Origin of the sequence: Flavobacterium sp., assembly GCF_044348915.1 — a bacterium.
In the GTDB taxonomy this organism is placed as follows: domain Bacteria; phylum Bacteroidota; class Bacteroidia; order Flavobacteriales; family Flavobacteriaceae; genus Flavobacterium.
The window spans coordinates 24269-48048 of record NZ_JBIKRX010000017.1; the positions used below are offsets into that span (position 1 = coordinate 24269).

A 23780-nucleotide genomic window follows, 5' to 3' on the forward strand; every position below is an offset into this window, starting at 1 on the left:
GTCGTGGCTGAATTAAAAATCTTTATTTTTCAAAAATTTCAAATAATATTGCCCAATTATTAGTAGTTTCAAACGGATTTAATCCTTTATAATTGTCAATTTCGTTTAGATTTTCAATACAAAAAAGGTCTTGTTTCGCATAAGGAACGAGGCCTTCTTCTTTTAGTTTTTTAGCCAAATATTCTTGCTCATATTGTCCTGGAGTTGGAATGAAAAAAGCTTTTTTACCAAGCTGTGCCAAGTCCATAATTGTAGTGTAACCCGATCTGCAAAGGACGAGTTCACTTTCATTAAAAGTTTGTTCTAGCTGTTTACTATTCATGAAGTTATAATAGGTAACATTTTCGATTTGATCTTTTTTTTGCTCCTTTTCGACAATACCTTGAATGAAAACTATGTTTCCTTTGTGTTTTCCGATTTCATTTTTCAGTTTTTCTTCCAATACACTGCGCTGAGGTTCAGGCCCTGACAGGATAATCATTAGATCATATACTTTTGTAACTTCTTTTTTGTGCAATCGACTCAGAGGGCCAATGTATTTCAAATTGAAATCAGGCTTTACGATATGCCCCAATTTACCTGTTAAGTTGAGCTTTTCCGAGACATCGGGAACCCAACATTCCTTGTGTTTTTTTATAATTTGTCGATGTAAAAAACTGCTAAACCAAGTCGTATTTCCAGACATTACATTCAATTGGTGCGTAAGATAGACAGAAGGGATTTTTTTGCTAAAGACACCCAATCTATTATCGGAAATAATGCCATCGATATCGTATTTTTTGATCCATTTCCTAACTTTTTTTTCTTCTTTCCAAATGGCTTTGAGTATCGTAGGAAAGTTTTTCAACAGTTTCCATTTAAAATTTTCGCCGTTCTTGGCATATTCAATACGATAAGAGGGTAATTTTAAAGTTTGAATATAGGGAAACTCTTTTTTTAATAATTCTAGGGCAGCCCCGTCCGAAGCGATAATTGGAATATAATTGTTTTCTTGTAATGCTTTTATTATCGGAATACAACGTGTTGCGTGACCTAATCCCCAATTTAGTGGAGCTATCAAAATAGTTTTGTTGGCAGAATTGAAACTCATTTTTGAACTATAATTTTATAAGCGAAAGATAGGAAATCAATAGTTAAGCCCATTTTTAAACTATTACTAAATCATTAAGAAAAGGTATAAAAAAACTGCCCAGAAAATAATTTTGGGCAGTTTTCTTTGTTTTCAGAAATGATTAATCTTCAAGATAGGTTTTATTTCCGTTTTTGTTGATATAATATCTTCCGCCTCTTGGGCCAGTGTATACTTTTTTACCTTTATACTCACCAGTAACTTTGTCTGGTGTTTTAGGTGCTTTTTCGTTAGATTCTTTAAGTTTTGGTTCTTTCTTTTTAGTAGAATTCCCTTTTGTGTATCTTTCGTCTTTTACCTTAGCGTCAATCTTTTTAGCTTCAGATTTATTTTCTTTTTTAACCGTTGTTGATTTTACAGGAACATCCTTATTATAATCATAACCTGATTTCTTTTTGGTAGTTTCTTTTGTAGCGGTTTCTTTTTTTGCAGTTTCTTTAGTTGCACTTGATTTAGAAGAAGTCTCTTTCTTGGTAGATTTTACAGGCACATCTTTGTCATAATCATAGCCTGATTTCTTCTTGGTGGTTTCTTTTTTGGCAGGTTCCTTTTTCGATTTAGTTTCTTGAGCATAAAATGATTCTGAAAAAAGAAAAAGGAAACACAGTAAAATTAATTTTTTCATAATGATCTGATTTTTAAGTTTGAACACCTAAATTAATAAAAAATAGAGAACAAGCTATATTTTTAAATAAAAATATCAAAAATAGGCTCTCAACTGAACGTTTCCTGTGTGGATGGCCTGACTAGTTTCACTTTTTCGTCCTTGATAATTGACGTTGATGTCTAGAAAACTAGTCAAGTTCTTTTGTAAAAGCAAGCGCCAAGTCAGATTTTGACCCGTTTGCAATCCCTCTAACATTTGAAAACCAACAGAGGAGAATTCATTTCCTACGAACTTATTTTGATAAAAAGAAACCTCTCCATTCATTGTGAAATTCTTTTTTCCGGCATAAGTAAATGAGGTTCCAAACCTGGTTTGGAGCAAAGTTTCCAGGTTTCCAATTTGATTTTCCTTGTTCTGCAGTTCATAAAACAAATCCAAACTCGTACTTTTAGAAAAAAGATAACTAATTTTTGGGGCTAATTGATAGCCGTTGATATCAAAATTCTTTTCGGGGTAGTTTTCAGAATCTAATGCGGTAGCTATTGTTTTGGCAAACATCCCAAACAACCAGCTTTTTTTATACAAATGATTGTATTGTAATTGATTGGAATTATTTTTGGTGTTTTGTGAACCGATAGAGAGCAAGTTTTGGTTTTCGTTTTGCACATACGTATAAGTAACGGAATGCTTTTGTTTACCTCGATTATAGAATAAACTATTTCTGAAACTGGAGTTCAATCCTAAAACGTCTTCATCGGACTTACTGAAGGGATTCAAATCAAAGTTATCGCCATTATTCTCGACTTTTCGATCAATGAGATAAGAAGTTTGGTTGTAAAAATAGGATAGTAATTTCTTGAAACCGGTCTTATTTTGCCACTGACTAGGGTTAAGCGTAATCGATTGGGAAAATTTATTTTGGTGCGTTTTAATAAAAATTCGGTTGGGTAAATAGATTCGAATGTATTTGGCTTGGTCGATAAACGGCGCCACTTCAAACTCCTCTAATTCTTGAATGCCGTTGTTGTTATAATCGTTCCAAGTATACACTCCTTGTCCGATTGGGACTTCCAAATATGTAAATTCTTGTTGTGGAATGGAACCCGAATTGGTTTCGAATACGGTTGTCCATTGAATCAATTGGTTGAAAAAACGATCGTTGTAAACCATTCGTGAGTTCAATGAAGGTTCGTTTTTTGTGTTTGCATCTACAAAATCCAATACTCTATAATTCACAAATAGCGATAAGTCCGTTTTGTTGGTTTGAATCAATTTCGATTTCAAAGCTATGGTTTGGGAGTTGTTTACGCGTTGGATAAGACCGTTTTGTAAACTATCGTTCATCCTTCTGAAGTAGCCCAATTCGACAAAAACTTTGGTGCTGTCGCCACGACCAGCAAAAAATCCATATTCTGTAAAGCGTTGACTCAAAGCCGAAAACTGATTGGTGGTTTTATCTTTTTCCTGATTATCCTCCAAATTCAGTGTGCTGCCAACCCAGTTTTTCTTGAAATTGTACTTGACCTGCGTTTGATTTCGTAAGAATTTCGAAGTCGAAGTGCTGGCATCGCTATTTAAAAAACTGCCTCGACTTTTGATACTCCAATCTTTCAAATTGAAGAAAGCATGAAGAATTTGGCGATTTCCTGAGAAACTTTCTGAGAAATCGAGTTTTTCAAATTGGTAAGTCAAATTTCCCTTTTGAGGTAATGACATCAACAAGCCCGAAATCAAATAGCTTTGATTGCCAGTTGTGGTTGCCCCGAGGTTCCAATCTCGGCTGAATTCGATATTGTAAAGCCGCTCCACGGTGCTAAAATCTTTCTGCACAAATTGATAATTAGCAAAGGCATCGACATTCCATTTTTTGGAAAACAGTCTTTGCTTCGCATTTATTTTGGTTGCCAATCCTTTATTATTCGAATCGTCTAGAGAAGAAAATAGGTTTTTGTCATTATTGCTTAATCCAAATTCAAAATCCACTGCAGTTTTTTCGCTAGGATTGTATTTTCCTAAAAATGTTGCTACCTGAATTTTTATTGGTGCTACCAATTGAATAATGGCGGCGTAATTTCCTTGCGGAATTGCATTTATGGGTGCCACGTATTCGTAAATTTTACCAATGGCAGCGTTGCTTTTTAGTACATAATTCCCTTTGTTTTGAGCAACTTGGCTGAATCGAACATTGTACAAGACATCCTGAGGATTATTGGAATACTCGAAGTATTCAACTCCATTAGCAATAATTTTTTTGTAGAGAATTTTATTGTCAGAGTATGAGTCCAAAAAGGCCGATGGTGCGACCATTAGATTTTTATTGTCTCCAGCATCGGCCAAAATTTGGGTTTGTTCTGCCAAAAGCGATTGCTGTAAAGGTTGGTTTTTCAAATCATTTTCAGAATACAAATAGCCACCAAAACTCCATTTTTTGTTTTCGTGAGTTCCTCCTGCATACGTCACCAATCGGGTGTAATTTTGTTCGGTATATTGGTATTCGACGGTGATTCTCATTTCGGAAGTAATCGTAAATAAAGGGGTAAATATGATTTCTCCGGCATTATAATCGATGGTATAATCTTTATTTTCGCCGCGAGTCAGCAGGATTCCATTGACAAAAACGCGTTCGGAGCCTGAAATCACTAGAACATACAGTTCGCCATTTTGGCCAATTAATTTGTATGGACCTTGATTGCCTTCTTGACCCACGAAACTACTTTTGGAATATTGCCCTCGTACAAGAGCAGCCGAGGCGAATATATTGGTCTTGTTGTCTTCATTACCAAAATTAAAACTGCTCGAAAGTCCTTGTGCTTTCTTATTGAAATTCAGAAATTGGGTGGCGCGATTTTCCAGAAAGAGATCACCTGCTCGAATATTCCATTTGTCGGTAAAAAGTTCCATAAAAACATTATCGAATTGATCTAGTTTTTGTGAATATCCGCCGTCTTGCAGCGGGATATTGCTGTCTTGTAAGGAGGCTCGCAAACTGACTTTATCTGATAGTTTTCCGGTGATTTGCAAATCTAAATTTGAATTTAGCGAGGAGTTTTGATTGTTGCCAATGGTGACTCCTCGTGAGATGCTGCCTGTTGTATTCAATCCCTCCAGCGGCTTGGTTTTTTTTTGAAAGGTGCTTTCTGTAGCATATAAATTACCGCCTGCTGCTTGATTGCTGATGACTTTGCTAGAATCGTAAATTTGATATTCTTTGGTTAAAAACGAAGGCAATTTGAGATATTGCACCGTTACAAAACCAGTATTCGAAGTGATTTTTTTATTAAAAACTAAGATTCCTTTTTTGAAATTTATTTTGTAATCCGCACTGTCAATGGGTTTGTCATTGGCGTCAAGCAATTTGAAATAGCTAGGATTGAGACTTTCATTTTCAAGTCGAATAGTGTCTCGAGAAATTGAAATTTTTTTGGTTTTGTACAATGAATTTTCTTCCTGAGCTTGCAGTCCAGAAAAGAAGAGTATTGCCAACAAAAACAAAATTTTTTTAAACATAAATACTTTAACACGAAAGTACCAAAAGTAGTATTTATAATTGGGAAAATGTGAAGTGGTTTTTTGGATGTGAGCTAAGAAACTATAAAAAAACCGCAAATTGGCAAATGTTACATTTGCCAATTTGCGGTAGAAATTATTTATTTGTTCCTCCTCCCTTTCCTTCGGAGAGGGCTGGGGTGAGAATTTAATTTTCCTTAGTCACAATCTGCATCGTTTCGCGGCTCACTTGTTTTAGTAAAACAGTTTTGTTTTGTTCTACGGTTTGAGCTGCTTTATCATTGAAATGTCTAATGGTGTATAAAGTTACATTTTCATTGAAATCTACTTTGAATTTTTTGGCCAAAATTGGATTCAAATCTTTAAAATTTCCGAATTTATCTTCAACACAAACCGAGAAACTGATGGCTGAATTCTGAATTAAATTTACTTTCAATTTGAATTGGTGAAACAACGCAAAGATTTCACTGATGTTTTCTTCCATAATAAACGAGAAATCTATCGACGAAAGAGAAATCAATAACTGGTTTCTTTTGACAATAAAACTAGGAATTTGCCATTCGGAATCAAAGCCTTTTGAGACACAAGTTCCAGCCAACATCGGATTTATAAATGACTTTACATACAAAGGAATTTCCTTTTTCTGTAACGGTTGCAGCGTTTTTGGGTGGATTACTGTTGCTCCGTAGAACGCCATTTCGATTGCTTCGCGATACGAAATATGGTTTAGCAAACTTGCATTTTCAAAATATCTTGGGTCGGCATTCATTACTCCCGGAACGTCCTTCCAGATGGTTACACTTTCGGCATTGAGGCAATAAGCAAAAATTCCAGCGGTGTAATCAGAGCCTTCACGACCTAAAGTGGTGGTGAAATTATTCTCGTCCGAACCCAAAAATCCTTGGGTAATGTTGAGCATTTTTTTCTTTACGTTTTTCGAAATGTTTTTTTGAGTCAAATCCCAGTCAACTTCAGCATCTCTGTAATTGGAATTAGTTTTTATAAAATTGCGCACATCAAGCCATTGGGTTTTGATGCCCATAAAATTCATAAAATGACTTAAAATCGTTGTCGAAACCAATTCACCGTAGCTTACTATTTGGTCATAAACAAAATTATAATTAGGAGATTTGTTATGCGACAGAAAATATTCTAATTCTGAAAATTGATTGTTTACTGCTGTAAACACCTCATTTTTTTCATCATCGAATAAGTCCAATAAAATTTGATTGTGGTATTTTTTTACTTCTTGAACAGAGGAGTTTAATTCTTCAGACTTTTCGAAATAATTTTTTATTACTTCTTCCAAAGCGTTTGTCGTTTTTCCCATTGCAGAAACAACTAGCAATACGTCTTCGTAACCCACTTTTTGTAAAACGTCATAAACGTTTTTTATTCCATCGGCATCTTTAACAGATGCTCCACCAAATTTGAATACTCTCATAAAATCTTAAAATTTCAATATTTTAAATTCCAAATTCCAAATTTGGAACTTTATTTTCATTAATTATTTTCTAAAAAAGCGTTAATTCCTGCTTCATCCATTTGCGCCACTCTCCAATCGTCAAGCACTTTTGCACCTGATTTTATATAGAAATCTATTGCAGGAGTGTTCCAGTCCAATACATTCCATTCAATTCTGCGAACTTTATCTTTTTTTCCTTGTTTTATGATTTCAGAATACAAGGCAAAGCCCACTCCTGAGCCACGCATATTCTCTTTCACCACAAGGTCTTCCAAGTGAATGGTTTTTCCTTTCCAAGTAGAATATCTGTAATAGTACAAAGCAATCCCAACAACCTCTGATTCTACCTCGGCAACGAATACTTGAAATAAAGGATTTGCAGAAAAGCCATCACGAATTAAATCTTCCTCCGTAATAACCACTGCATCAGGTTCGTTCTCAAAAACTGCTAATTCTTGAATAAGGCTTAAAACCGCTTTCATATCTTCGGGAATTCCTTTTCTGATATTCATAATTTTTATGGTAAAAAATGGTTATTAGGGTAGATTTTAATAAAATATATGGCAAATATACAATTCTGTTCACCGAAAGGAATAAAATATTTTCAATTTCACAAAAAACCCGATATTTGTGACTTCAAAACAACTACAACGATTTCATTATGGAAGAAGGCAACAAAACTCTCGGTGAATTTATTATCGAAAACCAATCAGCATTTCAGTATTCGTCGGGAGAACTATCCCGAATAATCAATTCTATACGACTCGCTGCCAAGGTGGTCAATTATAAGGTAAATAAAGCCGGATTAGTCGATATAGTTGGAGCAGCAGGAGCTCAAAATATCCAAGGGGAAGATCAGCAAAAATTAGATGTTTATGCCAATGAAGTGTTTATTCAAACGCTTGTAAATCGTGAAATTGTTTGTGGTATAGCGTCTGAGGAAAACGACGAGTACATTACTGTAAAAGGCACTGATAATTGCCACAATAATAAATATGTTGTTTTGATGGATCCTCTCGATGGGTCGTCAAATATCGACGTAAACGTTTCTGTGGGAACTATTTTTTCGGTTTATAGAAGAATTTCACCCGTTGGGACTCCTGTTACTATCGAAGATTTCTTGCAACCTGGAATCAATCAAGTCGCTGCGGGCTATGTGATTTATAGTACGTCGACGATGTTGGTTTATACTACTGGTCACGGGGTAAACGGATTTACTTTGAATCCGGCTATTGGAACATTTTACCTTTCGCATCCCAACATTCAATTTCCAAAAGACGGAATTATCTATTCAATAAATGAAGGGAATTATGTTCATTTTCCGCAAGGTGTAAAAGATTATATCAAATATTGCCAACTTGAAGAGGACGAAAGGCCTTATACTTCGAGATATATAGGTAGTTTGGTTTCAGACATTCATAGGAATATGCTAAAAGGAGGGATTTATTTGTATCCAACAAGCTCAAAATCGCCTAAAGGAAAGTTGCGATTGCTTTACGAATGCAATCCTATGGCATTTATTGTAGAACAAGCAGGAGGTAAAGCATCGGATGGATTTAATCGAATAATGGAACTCCAACCTACTGAACTGCACGAAAGAACACCTTTCTTCTGCGGAAGTTACAATATGGTCGAAAAAGCGGAAGATTTTATGCGATTGGCCAAGCTAAGCAAATACTAACATTAAATAAAAAAGAAGCTCTCCAATCGGTGAGCTTCATTGTTTTAGATAGCCTTCAATACTATCGGTTTAGCCACCAAATACTAGCATTCAGAACGCTTGCAAAACTTACCCAAAGTAAGTAGGGGATCATTAGATAGCCTGCGATTTTATTTATTTTGACGAATTTTACATAGGTTTCATATATCATTAACCACAAAATAATGATTTCGATGCCAGCCAACATTGGATTTTTCAAACCAAAAAATAAGTAAGACCATAATGCATTTAATGCCAATTGTACAGCAAAGAAAATTAATGCTTTTTTTACTACTTCTTTTTCGAAGTCTATTCGACTCCAAACCAAACCAGCTGCGACTCCCATCATCGCATAAAGCATAGTCCAAACAGGTGCAAAAACCCAATTTGGCGGATTAAAACTTGGTTTTATTAGGGTTGGATACCAAGTGGTTATTGAAGAACGCGTTACCATACCCGAAAAATAACCAACCACCAAACAAGTAACTACTACAACTAGAATTTTGGAAATTTTATTCATCTTTTAATTTTTTTTCAAAATTAATCAAAACTTTGAACGAATCAACAAATAAAGAAATCAGTATCTTTGCGCAAATTTTATATTGATGTTTTCAGAAAACGATTTTATTCCGAAAAAATTTTCCCAATCTGTCGAAACCGGAAAATTCGAATGGAGTTCTCCAAGCAACATTGCTTTGGTAAAATATTGGGGCAAAAAAGAAGGAGTAGGACAGCAAATTCCTGCTAACCCATCGATTAGCTTTACCCTGAATAATTGCAAAACGATTACCACATTGGCTTTTGCCAGAAAACAAAGCCAAGATGGTTTTTCATTCGAGTTGCTTTTTGAAGGAAAACCCAAAGAAGATTTCAAACCAAAAATTCAACAATTTTTCGAAAGAGTTTTGGTTTATTTGCCTTTTCTGAAAGAGTATCACTTCGTTATAGATACTCAGAATACCTTTCCACATAGTTCTGGAATAGCATCGTCTGCATCCGGAATGGCAGCTTTGTCAATGAACCTAATGAGTTTAGAAAAAGCATTAAACCCAAATATGACCGAAGATTATTTTTACCAAAAAGCTTCTTTCTTGGCGCGTTTGGGTTCCGGAAGCGCTTGCCGAAGCGTAAAAGGTGAGGTGGTCGTTTGGGGCAATCACGATAATGTTAAAGGAAGTACAGATTTGTACGGGGTTGAATTTTCTCATCGTATTCACGAGAATTTCAAAAATTTTCAAGACACGATTTTATTGGTAGATAAAGGAGAAAAACAGGTTTCGAGTTCGGTAGGTCATAATTTAATGCACAATCATCCATTTGCCGAAAGGCGATTTGAGCAAGCTCACGAAAACTTGGATAAATTGAGTAAAGTACTTCAAGACGGAAATTTAGATGAATTCATTGCCATTGTCGAAAGCGAAGCTTTGACTCTGCACGCAATGATGATGACTTCTCTTCCGTACTTTATTTTAATGAAACCGAACACATTAGAGATTATCAATAAAATATGGAAATTTAGAAACGAAACAAAAACACCTGTTTGTTTCACGCTTGATGCAGGAGCAAACGTCCATATTTTGTACCCAGAAACCGCAAAAGAGGCTGTTTCGCAATTAATTAAAACTGAATTAGTTGGCTATTGTCAAAATGGTCATTATATTTGTGACCAAATCGGAATTGGTTCGATTGAAAACAAGAACAATTAATTTTTAATTTGATACAGAGATGGACATTGAATTAGAAAAATCAGAGTTGATGAAATTGTTGGCTGAAACCAACGATGAATCTATAATTGCATCGATTAAAAAACTATTCACAACTCAAAAAAAAGATTTTTGGGATGAATTGTCTGAAGAGCAAAAGTTTGAAATTGAAGAAGGCGAAAGACAAATCGAGCGTGGAGAGTTTGTGCTTTATGAAGATTTGATGAAGAAATACAGATGAAAAGAGAAATAATCTTTTCAAAGAATGCTGAGAAAAAGTTAATTGATTTATTGGAGTATTTAGAATTTAAATGGTCTGCGAAAGTTAGAGATAAATTCATTTCAAAACTTGACAAATCGTTCTATTTGATTCAAAAAGAACCATAAATGTTCCCAAAATCTCAAATTAACAAAAACCAGCACAGATGTGTTTTGTCGAAGCAAACAACTATTTATTATAAATACGATTCAAAGAAATTTAGAGTTTTAGCTCTTTTCGATACCAGGCAAAACCCAACAAAAATTAACAAAATAAAATAAGTTCAAGCATATATGAAAGGACCTTTATTTTACTCAAAAATATTACTCTTTGGAGAATATGGAATCATTCGTGACTCGAAAGGATTATCTATTCCATACAATTTTTACAATGGCGCACTGAAGAGGGAAGAAAATCCATCAGCCGAAGCCATAAAATCCAACGGAAACTTGAAACGTTTTGTGTCGCATTTAGAAACTTTACAACGCGAACAACCAGAACTAGTGACTTTCGATTTGGCAATGCTTAAAAACGATGTCGAAACGGGAATGTACTTCGATTCTAGTATTCCTCAGGGTTACGGCGTTGGAAGCAGCGGTGCATTAGTTGCAGCCATTTACGACAAATATGCCCAAGATAAGATTACCGTTCTAGAGAATCTGACTCGTGAAAAATTATTGCAATTAAAAACTATTTTCTCCCAAATGGAATCGTTTTTTCACGGAAAAAGTTCCGGTTTAGATCCTTTGAATAGTTATTTGAGTATTCCGATTCTGATTAATTCTAAAGATAATATTGAAGCAACTGGTATTCCCACCCAAAGTTTGGAAGGAACTGGCGCTGTATTTTTGATCGATTCTGGAATTGTGGGCGAAACGGCTCCAATGGTCAATATTTTTATGGAAAAATTGAAAGATCAAGGATTCCGAAAAATGTTGAAATCGCAATTTATCAAACATACCGACGCTTGTGTCGAAAATTTCTTGGGTGGTGATATTCAATCTTTGTTTGCTAATACCAAAAAATTATCAAAAGTCGTTCTGAATAACTTCAAACCGATGATTCCGGAACAATTTCACGGAATTTGGCAAAAAGGAATCGAATCGAATGATTATTACCTTAAATTATGCGGTTCAGGTGGTGGCGGTTACATCCTTGGATTTACACAAGATCTAGAAAAAGCACGAATTTCACTCAAAGATTATAAGCTAGAAGTAGTTTATCAATTCTAATAAATGCTTAGCCGAAAGAACAAAATAATCGTGATGAAATTCATCAGCTTGTTTTCTGTGGTTAGAGGCTACAACATTCCGATAATTGTCATAGCACAATATCTTTCTGCTATTTTCATTCTTGCACCCGAAAAAAGAGCGCTAGCTATTCTTCTCGATTTCGATTTATTTATTATCGTCTTAGCATCCTCGTTGGCGATTGCGTCCGGTTATATTATCAATAACTTTTACGATAGCAAAAAAGATTTAATCAATCGACCTACTAAGTCTATGCTCGATCGATTGGTGAGCCAAAAAACAAAGCTAAACGTTTATTTTACGCTAAATTTCATTGTAGTTTTTCTTGCTGTTTTTGTTTCTTGGCGCGCTTTTTTATATTTTTCTGTATATATTTTCTTGATTTGGTATTATTCTCATCGAATAAAAAAACAACTGTTTCTTGGAAATTTAATGTCAGCATTTCTATCGGTATTGCCGTTTTTCGCTGTATTTTTATATTACAAAAATTTGTACGAAGTCATTTTGGGACACGCAGCGTTCTTGTTTTTATTGCTTTTGATTCGGGAATTGGTCAAAGATTTAGAGAACATCAAAGGCGATTTGGCTAATGACTATAGAACCATTCCCATTGTTTATGGCGAAGAAGTTTCGAAGAAAATTATAACGGTTTTGTCTATCGCTACCATCATTCCAGTATATGTATTAATCGAAATTTTCGATGTTGGTTATATGGACATCTATTTTTATACTTGCCTTATCATATTGATCTTCTTTCTATTGTATCTGTGGAAATCCAGTGCCAAAGAGCAATATGTGTTGCTTCACAATGTCTTAAAATTCCTGATTGTTGCAGGAGTGTTTAGTATTGTGCTTATCAATCCCTCCGTGTTGTGGCACGGGGAGAAATTATTGCGCTCTATCTAATTATCATTGCTATCCCGATTGCTATCGGGAGAAGCAATCAGGAGCTTAATCCTGCTGTACACTATATCTTTGTTGTCAAACCCCGGCAACAAAGGATGCCGTTTCCATCATGGCTAGAAAACCCTTGTCCAAGAACGTTCGCTTTTTTGATTATGGTTATTGACGCTATATTTAAGTTGTTGATATTGACAACTGTATTTCATTTGGATATTTTGATAAAACTACAGAGATGCCACTAGTTTTAAAGGCGAAGAGCTACCTAATCCCAAGGCATTCGCTTTTAAGATTTTGGTTATTAACAATATATTTCAAGTTGTATATAATGGCACACAGATGACACAGATGGAACGGATTTTACACAAATCCTCATTCTTTTTTCTAAATTAAGATAAGAAATTCGCGCGAATCAGTATAATCCGTGTCATCTGTGTGCCAATTAAGTTCTTTGATAAAAAACGAAGTAGCATTTAGTTTTAAACGCGAATGCCCTGACCTAATCCAAAAACAATCAACTTTTAAGCAATAAAAAGCTATCTTTGCAGCCATGAAGCCATTAAAGGCAGAAATGACGAAGTAAAATTATTGAATGTTATGTATAAGAAGGAAGGCGATAATAATAAAAGTGGTGGTAGAGCAAATAGTTCAAGACCCAATTCAAATAAGCCAAAGCCGGCAATGGCAAAGCGTGCTCAGGGGCCAAAAAAAGTAAAACCATCTGTGAAAATAGCTGAGGAAGAGGCTGCAAAAAATGCCAAAAAACCGAATCAAGCGCCAAAAAGACCAAAAGTAAAAGACGAAATTCGTTTGAACAAATACATTTCTAATTCTGGAGTGTGTTCGCGTCGTGATGCCGATATTTACATTCAATCTGGAAACGTAAAAGTTAACGGAATTCCGGTAACCGAAATGGGTTATATGGTAAAACCAGGCGATGTTGTCAATTTTGATGGAGCTGTTTTGACTCCGGAGAAGAAAGTATATATCTTGTTGAACAAACCCAAAAATTTTACCACAGCTCTTGACGAAGGTCAAGAAAATCGTAACGTTTTGGAATTGGTAAAAGGTTCAACCACAGCCAAAATTGCCCCTGTTGGGAGAATGGACAAGAATACTACTGGTTTATTGTTGTTTACCAACGATACTGATATGATTCGTAAGTTTACTTTACCAACGAACAAATCATCTAAAATCTACCAAGTTTCATTGGATAAAAACTTGAAATTCGAAGATTTAGAGAAAATACAAAAAGGATTAGTTCTGGACGGACACCGTGTTTTTGTGGAAGAAGTTAGCTATATCGAAGGAGAGGCTAAAAGTGAAATTGGACTGAAATTAAGATCGGCCAACGTTAAAGTCGTTCGTTCTATTTTCGAGAATTTCAGTTATGACGTTTTAAGAATTGACAGAGTTGCTTTTGCGGGTTTGACCAAAAAGAATTTACCTCGCGGAAACTGGAGATTGCTTACTGAACAAGAAATTATCAATTTGAAAAACGTATAAAGTTTTACAGTTATACTAAAATCAAAAATTCTTCCTCTATTTTGAAGGGTGATTTTTTTAGAAAATAAAAAAACCTGTATCATCAAAAATGATACAGGTTTTCTGCTTCAAAAGGCGGCCTTTATTATCCTTGGATTTTTTTAAGTGACTCCTCTTTTTTATCTAATCCGCGTTTTCTCAACAACGGTTCAACACTTGGTTCTGCACCTCTAAATCGTTTGTACAAAACCATCGGATCTTCAGTTCCTCCTTTTTCTAGGACATTTTCGCGGAATGATTTGGCTTTTTCGGGATTGAATAGGCTAGTGGTTTTGAAAGCTTCAAAAGCATCAGTATCCAAAACGCCAGACCAGATATAGCTGTAATATCCTGAAGAATATCCACCAGAAAATATATGGCTGAAATAAGTACTTCTGTATCTTGGGATGATCGACTCGATTAAGCCAATTTTCGACATAGCTTCTTTTTCAAAAGTGTTGGCATCTACGGTAATATCTTTGGTTTGCGAATGGTAAGCCAAATCCAAAAAGGACGCAGCAAGATATTCAGTTGTTACAAAGCCTTGATCAAAAGTTCCTGCTTTTTTTAATTTATTTACTAAATCATCTGGAATAGTCTTTCCTGTTTTATAGTGTATTGCATACATTTTTAAAACTTCTGGTTCAGCAGCCCAGTTTTCCATAATTTGTGAAGGCAATTCTACAAAATCTCTTGGAACACTTGTTCCTGCTAAACTTCTGTAAGTCACATTCGACAATAATCCGTGTAAGGCGTGTCCAAATTCATGAAAGAAAGTAGAAACTTCGTCGAAAGTCAATAGAGCTGGAGTTTCGCCTGAAGGTTTCGTAAAATTGCAAACTATAGAAATCACAGGTGCCAATCGTTTTCCATCAACCGTTTTTTGAGTTCTGTAAGAAGTCATCCAAGCACCTCCGCGTTTTGAATCTCTAGGATGAAAATCCATATAAAAAATACCAATATGTGTTCCGTCAGCTTCTTTTACTTCCCAAACGGATGCGTCTGGATGGTATTTGGGAACGTTGTTCAATTCCTTGAATTGGATTCCATATAATTTTTCTGTAACCTGAAAAACGCCTTTTCTAACATTCTCTAAACTAAAATACGGTTTTAGTTCTTCTTCGTCTAAATCAAATCGTTCCTTTCTGATTTTTTCGGTGTAATATCTCCAGTCATACGGTTGTACTGCTCCTTTTATTCCATCTTTCGCCATCATTTTTTGAATGTCCGCAGCTTCTGTTTTTGCTATTTCCAAAGCAGGTTTCCACAAATCATTCAAAAGCTTTTTTGCGTTTTCGGGTGTTTTAGCCATCGATTCCTCTAAAACATAATTGGAATGGGTTTTAAAACCCAACAATCGTGCTTTTTGTCCGCGAAGATTAGCCAAATCGATAGCGTTTTTCTTGTTGTCCAACTCATCATCGTGATTCCCTTTGGTTTGATAGGCATTCCAAATTTGTTTCCGCAATTCTCTATTCGAGCTGTATTGCAAAAACGGCATCACACTTGAATTCGAAAGTGTAAACACCCATTTTCCCTCTTTGCCTTTTGCTTTGGCATCAGCGGCTGCTGCATCGATCAATCCTTGTGGCAAACCGGCTAAATCTTTTTTATCACCGATAACCAATTCGTATTTATTGGTTTCGGCCAAAATGTTTTGACCATATTTCAAACTGATTAGCGAAAGTTGCCCGTTTATTTTTCTTAAAATTTCTTTATCAGCATTTGATAAATTGGCACCGCTACGGACGAAGTCTTTGTAGGTATTATCCAAAATCTTTGCCTGCTCCAAATTCAATCCTAAGCTTTCTTTTTTATCCCAAAGTGTTTTTACTCTGGTAAATAATTTCTCGTTGAGGTAAATATTATCTCTGTGTGCCGATAGATTTGGCGCAACTTCTTTGGCTATATTTTGAATTTCTTTGCTAGTGTTTGCCGAATTAAGATTCGAAAAAACGGTATTCACATTCGACAATAATTCTCCTGCATTTTCCATTGCAAGAATGGTGTTGTCGAAAGTAGGAGCGGATGAGGAATTGGCAATCGTGCTGATTTCTTCTTCGTGTCTTTTAATACCTTCTAAAATGGCGGGTTTAAAATGTTCGTTTTTTATCTTGTCAAAAGGCGGCACATTATAAGGTGTGTCATAAGCTTGGAAGAAGGGATTCATTGTCGTGCTTTCTTTTTTTTCTTGCGCTTCAATTGTTAGTAGATTACCGATAACTAACAAAATGAAAAAGGATTTAGATTTCATTTTCATGTTATTAAATATTTGTGTAAATCTACAAAAAACAATTAAAAATTACTCTAATGAAGCTTCGGATTATTAGTGGTTTTCTCTTGTAAAAAGCAAAATATATTTAAATGTGCTTTTCTATTTCCACTTCAAAGTCTCCATCAAACGTTGCATATCGTTTCTAACATAACTTGCCGCTGGCATTATGGAATCGTAATTGGGTTTTGCATAGAAATAAACCGAGCCAGTCACAAAATGTTTGGTGCTATCGGTCACGTAAAACTGTGAATTTGTCGCCGCATTTCCATCCACTTGGTAGAACATTCCATATACTTTTTTGGAAGGATTCAAATAGGGTTGTTCTAGAATATCATCCGCTTTTATCACGTGTTCATAGGTCAGTTTTTGAGCGTCACGCAACAATTTATTGATATTATTGTTCACGGGTTTGTAGGTCAAATAAATCGTAGCTTTCATTTTGGGGTAGGTGATGGTAAATCCAAAATCTTTCCCACCCTTGATTATAGCTTCTGAATTTATTTCGAATGCAAATGGCGAAGCGCTATTTTCAAAATTCACATATTCTGCCTCAGGATAATCTAAACGCAAAAAAGATGCAGGTTTTGGTAGTACCTCGTCTTTACAGCTCAAAACTGAAAACATCACGGTTAAAATCGCGAAAATTATAAGTTGTTTTTTTTGCATTTTGTATTTATTCAATAGTAACTTTTATTTGTTTTACTCTTTTTTTATCTACTAATTCAATAGTAAAAGTGCAGTTTTCAAAAACGATATTTTGTCCTTTTTTTGGGAAGTTGCCTAAAATTTCTAGAATAAATCCCGCCAAAGTTTCGGCTTCACCTTTTTTCACTTCGAATAAATCTTCATCAACATCAATCACTCTATAGAAATCCTTAAGATTTGTTTTTCCTTCAAAAAGGTAGTTTTTATCATCGATTTTAGAATAATTTGTGTTGTCACCATCGAATTCATCGCTGATATCTCCCACAATCTCTTCGATAATATCTTCAAGCGAAACCAATCCCGAAGTTCCTCCATATTCATCCACTACAATTGCCAAATGACTTTTCATACTTTGAAAATCCTTGAGTAAATTGTCGATTTTTTTGTTCTCAGGCACAAAAAACGGTTCTCGCAACAATGTTTTCCAATCAAAATCTTCTTTGTTGATGTGCGGAAGCAAATCTTTTACAAACAAAACGCCTTCTATCTGATCTATATTGTCTTTATACACGGGAATTCTTGAAAAACCCATTTCTATAATTTTTGGATAAATAGTAGCAAACGGCTCGTCGATTTCTAAGGCAAAAATATCCATTCGCGGACTCATCACTTGCTTGGTATCCGTGTTTCCGAAAGTGACAATGCCTTCTAATATTTTTTGCTCTTCAGTCGAAGTTTCTTCGGAATCTTTGAGTTCCAACGCTTGGGATAATTGATCGACAGAGAAGTTTGTTTTTTGTTTTCCTAATTTATTATGCAGGTAAATGGTTGCTTTTCGCATAGGCAAACTAATAGGAGATAACAGTTTGTCAAGTCCAGAAATAGGATAGGCGATTAATTTTGCAAATTTGATGTTGTTTCGGCTGGCATATACTTTTGGCAAAACCTCTCCGAATAACAAGATTAAAAAAGTGACTAAGATCACTTCGATGATAAATTTTAGTACAGGAGATGCTATTCCAGAAAACACTTCGTGGCCAACGTATGAAAACAAAATTACCACGCCAATATTGATAAAATTGTTGGCGACAAGAAGTGTGGCTAGTAATTTTTTTGGTTTTTCTAAAAGTTTCGAAATTATTTTTCCTTTCGAGGGATGATTTTGCAAAGTATTGTCAATATCTTTCTGTGACAAAGAAAATAAGGCTACTTCGGCGGCAGAAACTAATGCAGAACAAAATAGCAGGGCAAATATCGCGATAAGACCAAATACTAAATTAGTATCGAGAGTGTATTGAAGAAAAAAACTGGGCTCTGGGTCCAAATTATAAGAGATTAGTTAAACAATCAAAACGGCAAATCATTTATCGGTAAGCCATTGTTTTCTGGGTCAAAGTTAGTGTTTTTTGTGGTTTCGGGAGATTTATTCTCTTTGGAACCGTCAGTTTCTTTTTTGGTTGTAAGAAAAGTAAAATCTATGGCTTGAATTTCAGTAATGTATTTTGTCGAACCGTCTTCCGCTTGCCATTGACGCGATTTTATTCGACCTTCAACATAGATTTTATCTCCTTTCGAAAGATATTTTTCGCATAATTCTGCCGCCTTGTTGCGCACCACTATATTATGCCACTCGGTCGAAGTGATTTTTTCACCCGTTTCTTTATTAATATAGGTCTCGTTTGTTGCCAAAGGAAATTTCCCAATGCAAGAATCACTTTTGAAATAGTGCATTTTGACATCGTCGCCCAAATGGCCAATCAGCATAACTTTATTTAAGGTAGAATTCATTTGATTTGTTTTCTATTTCCAAATATAATGATTTTTGAATAAGTTCTAAAAATCCTTTTCGATAAAATTATGAATGACAATGGGGAAAGGAAATGTTTTTAAAGTTGCAGCGTCAATACCTTTTGCTACATTTCCTTTTAAATGAACTTTCCAAAACTTGATATGCAAATGTTGATGCGATAATTTGTGAATAATGCTCTCAGGGTACATTTCGAATAGGCTTTCGATAGTATTTTCTTTGAAAAAGTCGGCCTTAATTTGTTGGGCAATGAATGTAAAATCCTCGATTTTCTCTGTTTCAATCAATGGAAATTCGTAGAGATTGTGCCAGATTCCCTTGGCTGTTCTTTTTTGAATGATGGTCTTTTCCTCATCGTCGGAAACTACTATATAATTAAAGTATCGATTTCTGACCTTCAATTTCTTTGATTTTACGGGCAATTGATCGACTTTCTTTTTTTGCAAAGCGGCACAACTCGTGTTGAAAACGCAAATTTCACAATTCGGACTTTTGGGAACGCATTGCAAAGCGCCAAATTCCATAATGGCTTGGTTGAACAAAGCTGGGTTTTCTTTTGGCATCAATTCGAAAGCCAAAGCAGCAAATTCCTTTTTGGCTGTAGCCGAAGCAATATCCGTTTCCACATCAAAATAGCGCGACAAAACCCGAAAAACATTTCCATCGACAACGGGAACGGCTTCGTTATATGAAAAGGATGCGATTGCAGCAGCGGTATATTCGCCAACGCCTTTTAAATTTAATAAATCATTATAATTATCCGGAAATTTTCCCGATAATTCATCGGCGACAAATTGTGCAGTTTTATGTAAGTTTCGAGCCCGAGAATAATAGCCCAAACCTTGCCAAAGTTTCAAAACTTGTTCTTCATTGGCTGCGGCCAAATCAAAAACTGTTGGAAACGCATTTGTAAAAGATAAAAAATAGGGTGTTCCTTGTGCTACTCGCGTCTGTTGAAGCATAATTTCTGAGAGCCAGATGAGGTACGGATTGTCGGTTTTTCGCCAAGGTAAATCACGCTTGTTTTCTAAATACCACCTTATCAACACTTTGGAAAAGCTCATCGTTAAATTTTAGTTAGCAAAAGTAAAAGTTTATGTTGTTAAATTTTAATGAATTAGCTTGAATAATTGTTTTTTTTATTCCTATCTTTGCAACCTCAAAAAATTAGTACACAATAATAAATTACGAATTAAAATGACAAAAGCAGATATCGTAGCAAAAATCTCAGAGAGATTAGGTCTAGAAAAGGGAGATGTTCAGGCAACAGTTGAGACCTTTATGACAGAAGTAAAAACCTCATTAGAAACTGGGGATAATGTTTATTTAAGAGGTTTCGGAAGTTTCATCGTGAAAACAAGAGCTGAGAAAACTGGAAGAAACATTTCAAAAAATACTACAATCAAAATCCCTGCTCACAATATTCCAGCTTTCAAACCTGCAAAAGTTTTTGTAGAAGGAGTGAAAACGAATAACGAAGCAAAATAATATTTATTAATCACAAAATCACCAGATTATGCCAAGTGGTAAAAAAAGGAAGAGACATAAGGTAGCTACGCACAAACGCAAGAAAAGAGCGAGAGCTAACCGTCACAAAAAGAAAAAGTAGTTTATAACTACTTTTTTCTTTTTAAACGTTCATTGAAATTGAAAGTTAGTGATCAGTGTTCGGTATTTAGTGTTCAGTTAGCTGCTAGCTAAATACTGCAAACTGCCGACTAATTTTCCCCGGGTTCAATACCTGTTAAAATTATTGTTTAATCCATCCTTGCTGAAGTTAGAAGTTGGAAGTTGGAAGTTGGAAGTTTTTTGTATCTACAAAAATCTGAAATCTGAAATCTGAAATCTGAAATCTGAAAGTGCGGATAAAAATTTACAGAGTGAATAAAGAATTAATCATCCGATCTAGTTCCGAAGCCGTAGATTTTGCCTTATTAAAAGATGGAAAACTAATTGAATTACACAAAGAACAAGAAACAAGCAATTTCCAAGTTGGCGATATTTTTATTGCCAAAATAAGAAAACCAGTTGCAGGACTAAATGCTGCTTTTGTAAATGTTGGCTACGAAAAAGACGCCTTTTTACATTATCACGATTTGGGTCCTAATCTTGCTTCCCAACTGAAATTCATAAAACTTGTAAGCGCAGGTAAAATAAAAGATTTCTCCCTAAAAAACTTTCAGTTTGAAAAAGAGATAGACAAAGATGGTTCGATAACCGATATTATCAATTCGAATCAGTCTATCTTAGTACAAGTTGTCAAAGAACCAATATCTACCAAAGGACCAAGAATAAGCGCAGAGCTTTCACTTGCCGGAAGATTTATTGTTTTGGTTCCGTTTTCTGACCGCGTTTCTATTTCTCAAAAAATAGAAGACAAAAAAGAAAAGGATCGTTTGAAACGACTCGTACAATCCATCAAACCAAAAGGATTTGGTGTTATTGTTCGCACAGTAGCCGAAGGCAAAAATACAGCCGAATTAGAAAAAGATTTGCAGAAGCTCATAGAGAGATGGACTGCAATGTGTAAAAAATTACCAACCGCTCATCATCCGTCCAAGGTATTAGGAGAGCTCAATAGAGCTTCATCAATACTAAGAGACGTCTTCAACGATACCTTTAGTGGAATCCAAATAGATGATGAAGAGTTGTACAACCAAACGAAGGATTATTTACAAGAAATAGCCCCTTCGAAAACATCGATTGTTAAGTTTTATCAATCCAAAGACACTCCAATTTTCGAGAAATACAATATAGAGAGACAAATCAAGACCTCCTTTGGAAGAACAGTTTCCATGAGTAAAGGTGCTTATCTTATTATCGAACACACCGAAGCTTTGCACGTTATTGACGTCAACAGCGGAAACCGTTCTAATAAAGCATCCAATCAAGAAGATACTGCAATGGAAGTCAATATGATTGCCGCCGCCGAAATCGCCAGACAATTGCGCCTTCGTGATATGGGCGGAATAATTGTAGTTGATTTTATCGATATGGGCAATCCTGAAAATCGCAAAGTGTTGTTCGACTTCCTTAGAGAAGAAATGAGCGACGATAAAGCCAAACACAAAATCTTACCTCCGAGTAAGTTTGGATTAGTCCAAATTACAAGACAAAGAGTAAGACCGGAAGTCAACATTAAAACTAGAGAAGAAGATCCAAACAATATTGAAGGCGAAATAGAAGCGCCAATTCAAATCATTGACAAAATCGCACTTGATCTAGAAAGTATATTAAAAACACACAATGAAGTTGTGCTTAACGTACATCCCTTTGTGGCCGCATACCTTACAAAAGGTTTTCCATCGATACGTTCAAAATGGTTTTTTGAACATAAAAAATGGGTGAAAATCATACCACGTGACGCTTACACGTACCTAGAATATCATTTCTACGATAAAAAGAAGAATGTTATTATAGAATAAATCAAAAACCGCCTTTCGTGAGATTGCTTTCAGCCTGTTTGGCTTAGCAGCCTCGAGTAGGCGGTTTTTTTTGTCTTTTTTTAGGAGCTATTTCCAGCTATCCGTTGCAATCTTATATGCCGAACACCGGCACATAAGGATTTCCACTGCTATCTGGGCTAGGAAATCGGGAATCTAAATGATATTTTGCTAATCTAAATTATATTCTAATCTCACGGTAATTCTAGCTGTTTTGTTTTTGCTAAAAGTGTCGTTATTTCCACCATAACTATCTTCTTCAGTTGAACCCTGACCCGTAATTTGAAAAACGCCCATATTTGCACCTTTTAATTTTCCTAAATCACCATTGGCAGTTTTTACAATTTTATTTGCTCTTTCGTTAGCATCTCTTGCAGCATTTTCTATCAAACTCTGTTTCAAACTAGGCAAATCAGAATAGGTATATTGAATAGAATTTGAAGTAAGTTCTATACCAGAATTGATCAATTCCGATGTTTTACTCGAAACTTCTTCAATGCGATTCATTAGTTGAGGATTCTTTTTAGCCGAAAACGAAATACTTTGAGTGGCTTCATATCCATCAAAAATCTGTTCGGAATTTACATAGCCACCGTTTTCAGCATTTACAGTTCTAATTTGTCTAAACTTTTTTTGGAAATTCACTGCTCCAAACGAAAACTCATTCGGTTTAAAACCTTTGCTAATAAAGAAATTAGAAACAATTTTTTGGTCAGAAATAATTTTGCTGTAAGCTGTTTTTATATCCATACTATTGGTAGTAAAACTTCCAGACCATAAAATTTCATCTGAAACAAAATCTTTTGTACCCAATCCGATTACTGAAATAGAATCTAAATTTTCATTTCTTTTTTTGAAAGACTGACCCAAAATAAAGGCAGTGATAATAATAGCAATTCCAATAATGATTGATGATTTGAGTCTATTTTCCATTGAAAATTTGATTTAAATTTAATAGTAGTAAATATAACACTATTTGAGAAACAAAATTGAATTGAAAATCATTTCCTCTTCTCTGCAAAAAACCGCTTCATCAATTCCGAAGCTTCAGCCGCCAAAACCCCACGAACAACTTTAGTTTTAGGATGTAATTGTGTCCCCATTTTCTCGAAACCCCGTTGTTCATCGCTCGCTCCGATACAAAGGTTTGATGATTTGAAGATAATTAACATCAAAAAAAATCCTGAAATGAATCAGGATTTTTTTTACTTTTTGACAGCCGTATTAGTTACTGCTTTTTTTGCTTTCTCAGCAGGTGTAGGTTCCAGACCAACTGCTTTTTTTGCTGTTTTAGCTGGAGAAGTTTCTATTCCTACAGCTTTTTTCACTTCTTTCTTTGCTTCGTGTTTTACAACTTTTTTTGTTGCAGTTTGTGAATAGCCACTCAAGCCAAGAAAAAACAGTCCAATGATTAAAATATTTTTCATAACATTTAATTTAAAGTAACTAATCAGTCTCAAATATAGGGATTTTATTTCATGTCAAAATGACGTGAAATAAAATTCGAATTCATGCCACATAGTCATTGGATTTATTAGGTGAATCTTTTTATATTTTGTACTTTCAT

General features: G+C 35.1%; 22 protein-coding genes and 1 pseudogene. 9 read left to right on the forward strand and 14 right to left on the reverse strand.

The window, feature by feature from the left end:
• Positions 1 to 22: 22 nt before the first annotated feature.
• From ACIQ1E_RS04910 to ACIQ1E_RS04930, 5 genes are all read right to left on the reverse strand, one after another.
• On the reverse strand, positions 23 to 1090 hold the full coding sequence (locus ACIQ1E_RS04910; RefSeq protein WP_396169239.1) for a glycosyltransferase: 1068 nt from the start codon (positions 1088 to 1090) through the stop codon (positions 23 to 25).
• A 142-nt stretch (positions 1091 to 1232) separates the two neighbouring features.
• Positions 1233 to 1754 (reverse strand): hypothetical protein, encoded by a 522-nt coding sequence (locus ACIQ1E_RS04915; protein ID WP_396169240.1) that lies wholly within the window; start codon positions 1752 to 1754, stop codon positions 1233 to 1235.
• Between the two features lie 75 nt (positions 1755 to 1829).
• Positions 1830 to 5243 carry a hypothetical protein gene (locus ACIQ1E_RS04920; RefSeq protein ID WP_396169241.1) on the reverse strand — a complete coding sequence of 1138 codons (3414 nt, stop codon included), beginning with the start codon at positions 5241 to 5243 and terminating at the stop codon, positions 1830 to 1832.
• Positions 5244 to 5430: 187 nt separating this feature from the next.
• The gene (locus ACIQ1E_RS04925) at positions 5431 to 6687 is read right to left on the reverse strand and encodes an aspartate kinase (RefSeq protein WP_396169243.1); all 1257 of its coding nucleotides are present in this window, start codon (positions 6685 to 6687) and stop codon (positions 5431 to 5433) included.
• Between the two features lie 59 nt (positions 6688 to 6746).
• Positions 6747 to 7220, reverse strand: coding sequence for a GNAT family N-acetyltransferase (locus ACIQ1E_RS04930; protein ID WP_396169244.1), 474 nt, complete (start codon positions 7218 to 7220; stop codon positions 6747 to 6749).
• Between the two features lie 149 nt (positions 7221 to 7369).
• Here ACIQ1E_RS04930 and fbp point away from each other — a divergent pair, with 149 nt between their 5' ends.
• Positions 7370 to 8389 (forward strand): class 1 fructose-bisphosphatase, encoded by a 1020-nt coding sequence (gene fbp / locus ACIQ1E_RS04935; RefSeq protein WP_396169246.1) that lies wholly within the window; start codon positions 7370 to 7372, stop codon positions 8387 to 8389.
• A 61-nt stretch (positions 8390 to 8450) separates the two neighbouring features.
• Here fbp and ACIQ1E_RS04940 read toward each other — a convergent pair whose 3' ends face one another.
• Positions 8451 to 8927 (reverse strand): TspO/MBR family protein, encoded by a 477-nt coding sequence (locus ACIQ1E_RS04940; protein WP_396169248.1) that lies wholly within the window; start codon positions 8925 to 8927, stop codon positions 8451 to 8453.
• Positions 8928 to 9012: 85 nt separating this feature from the next.
• On the opposite strand from ACIQ1E_RS04940, the gene ACIQ1E_RS04945 reads away from it, so the two are divergent.
• The 6 genes from ACIQ1E_RS04945 to ACIQ1E_RS04970 all read left to right on the forward strand — a co-directional run bounded on the left by ACIQ1E_RS04945 (position 9013) and on the right by ACIQ1E_RS04970 (position 14025).
• Positions 9013 to 10113, forward strand: a complete 1101-nt coding sequence (locus ACIQ1E_RS04945) for a diphosphomevalonate/mevalonate 3,5-bisphosphate decarboxylase family protein (RefSeq protein ID WP_396169250.1) — start codon at positions 9013 to 9015, stop codon at positions 10111 to 10113.
• A gap of 19 nt (positions 10114 to 10132) precedes the next feature.
• Positions 10133 to 10351: a hypothetical protein gene (locus tag ACIQ1E_RS04950; RefSeq protein ID WP_396169252.1), complete on the forward strand. Its 219-nt coding sequence runs from the start codon at positions 10133 to 10135 to the stop codon at positions 10349 to 10351.
• The gene (locus tag ACIQ1E_RS04955; RefSeq protein ID WP_396169254.1) at positions 10348 to 10497 is read left to right on the forward strand and encodes a type II toxin-antitoxin system RelE/ParE family toxin; all 150 of its coding nucleotides are present in this window, start codon (positions 10348 to 10350) and stop codon (positions 10495 to 10497) included. The genes ACIQ1E_RS04950 and ACIQ1E_RS04955 overlap by 4 nt, the downstream gene beginning before the upstream one ends.
• A gap of 165 nt (positions 10498 to 10662) precedes the next feature.
• Complete coding sequence (locus ACIQ1E_RS04960; RefSeq protein WP_396169256.1) at positions 10663 to 11601, forward strand: mevalonate kinase; 939 nt, start codon at positions 10663 to 10665, stop codon at positions 11599 to 11601.
• Between the two features lie 3 nt (positions 11602 to 11604).
• On the forward strand, positions 11605 to 12525 hold the full coding sequence (locus ACIQ1E_RS04965) for a geranylgeranylglycerol-phosphate geranylgeranyltransferase (protein WP_396169257.1): 921 nt from the start codon (positions 11605 to 11607) through the stop codon (positions 12523 to 12525).
• A 591-nt stretch (positions 12526 to 13116) separates the two neighbouring features.
• Positions 13117 to 14025 (forward strand): pseudouridine synthase, encoded by a 909-nt coding sequence (locus tag ACIQ1E_RS04970; RefSeq protein WP_396169258.1) that lies wholly within the window; start codon positions 13117 to 13119, stop codon positions 14023 to 14025.
• 124 nt (positions 14026 to 14149) lie between these two features.
• On the opposite strand, the gene ACIQ1E_RS04975 is transcribed toward ACIQ1E_RS04970, so the two are convergent.
• From ACIQ1E_RS04975 to mutY, 5 genes are all read right to left on the reverse strand, one after another.
• Positions 14150 to 16297: a M3 family metallopeptidase gene (locus ACIQ1E_RS04975; RefSeq protein WP_396169260.1), complete on the reverse strand. Its 2148-nt coding sequence runs from the start codon at positions 16295 to 16297 to the stop codon at positions 14150 to 14152.
• Positions 16298 to 16417: 120 nt separating this feature from the next.
• Positions 16418 to 16984 (reverse strand): gliding motility lipoprotein GldD, encoded by a 567-nt coding sequence (gene gldD, locus ACIQ1E_RS04980; RefSeq protein WP_396169262.1) that lies wholly within the window; start codon positions 16982 to 16984, stop codon positions 16418 to 16420.
• Positions 16985 to 16991: 7 nt separating this feature from the next.
• Positions 16992 to 18287 carry a gliding motility-associated protein GldE gene (locus ACIQ1E_RS04985; protein WP_396169264.1) on the reverse strand — a complete coding sequence of 432 codons (1296 nt, stop codon included), beginning with the start codon at positions 18285 to 18287 and terminating at the stop codon, positions 16992 to 16994.
• 23 nt (positions 18288 to 18310) lie between these two features.
• Positions 18311 to 18751, reverse strand: a complete 441-nt coding sequence (locus ACIQ1E_RS04990; protein WP_396169265.1) for a single-stranded DNA-binding protein — start codon at positions 18749 to 18751, stop codon at positions 18311 to 18313.
• A gap of 45 nt (positions 18752 to 18796) precedes the next feature.
• Entirely contained in the window at positions 18797 to 19834 is a 1038-nt protein-coding gene (gene mutY, locus ACIQ1E_RS04995) for an A/G-specific adenine glycosylase (protein WP_396169267.1), read from the reverse strand.
• Positions 19835 to 19961: 127 nt separating this feature from the next.
• Between mutY and ACIQ1E_RS05000 the strand changes: the two genes are divergently transcribed.
• Entirely contained in the window at positions 19962 to 20258 is a 297-nt protein-coding gene (locus ACIQ1E_RS05000) for an HU family DNA-binding protein (protein ID WP_262709732.1), read from the forward strand.
• 392 nt (positions 20259 to 20650) lie between these two features.
• On the forward strand, positions 20651 to 22195 hold the full coding sequence (locus ACIQ1E_RS05005) for an Rne/Rng family ribonuclease (RefSeq protein ID WP_396169269.1): 1545 nt from the start codon (positions 20651 to 20653) through the stop codon (positions 22193 to 22195).
• Between the two features lie 189 nt (positions 22196 to 22384).
• Here ACIQ1E_RS05005 and ACIQ1E_RS05010 read toward each other — a convergent pair whose 3' ends face one another.
• From ACIQ1E_RS05010 to ACIQ1E_RS05020, 3 genes and pseudogenes are all read right to left on the reverse strand, one after another.
• The gene (locus ACIQ1E_RS05010) at positions 22385 to 23146 is read right to left on the reverse strand and encodes an SIMPL domain-containing protein (protein WP_396169271.1); all 762 of its coding nucleotides are present in this window, start codon (positions 23144 to 23146) and stop codon (positions 22385 to 22387) included.
• 68 nt (positions 23147 to 23214) lie between these two features.
• Positions 23215 to 23349, reverse strand: a pseudogene (locus ACIQ1E_RS05015) (nucleoside deaminase); the annotation flags it as partial.
• 69 nt (positions 23350 to 23418) lie between these two features.
• Positions 23419 to 23640, reverse strand: coding sequence for a hypothetical protein (locus ACIQ1E_RS05020; protein ID WP_396169272.1), 222 nt, complete (start codon positions 23638 to 23640; stop codon positions 23419 to 23421).
• Between the last annotated feature and the right edge of the window lie 140 nt (positions 23641 to 23780).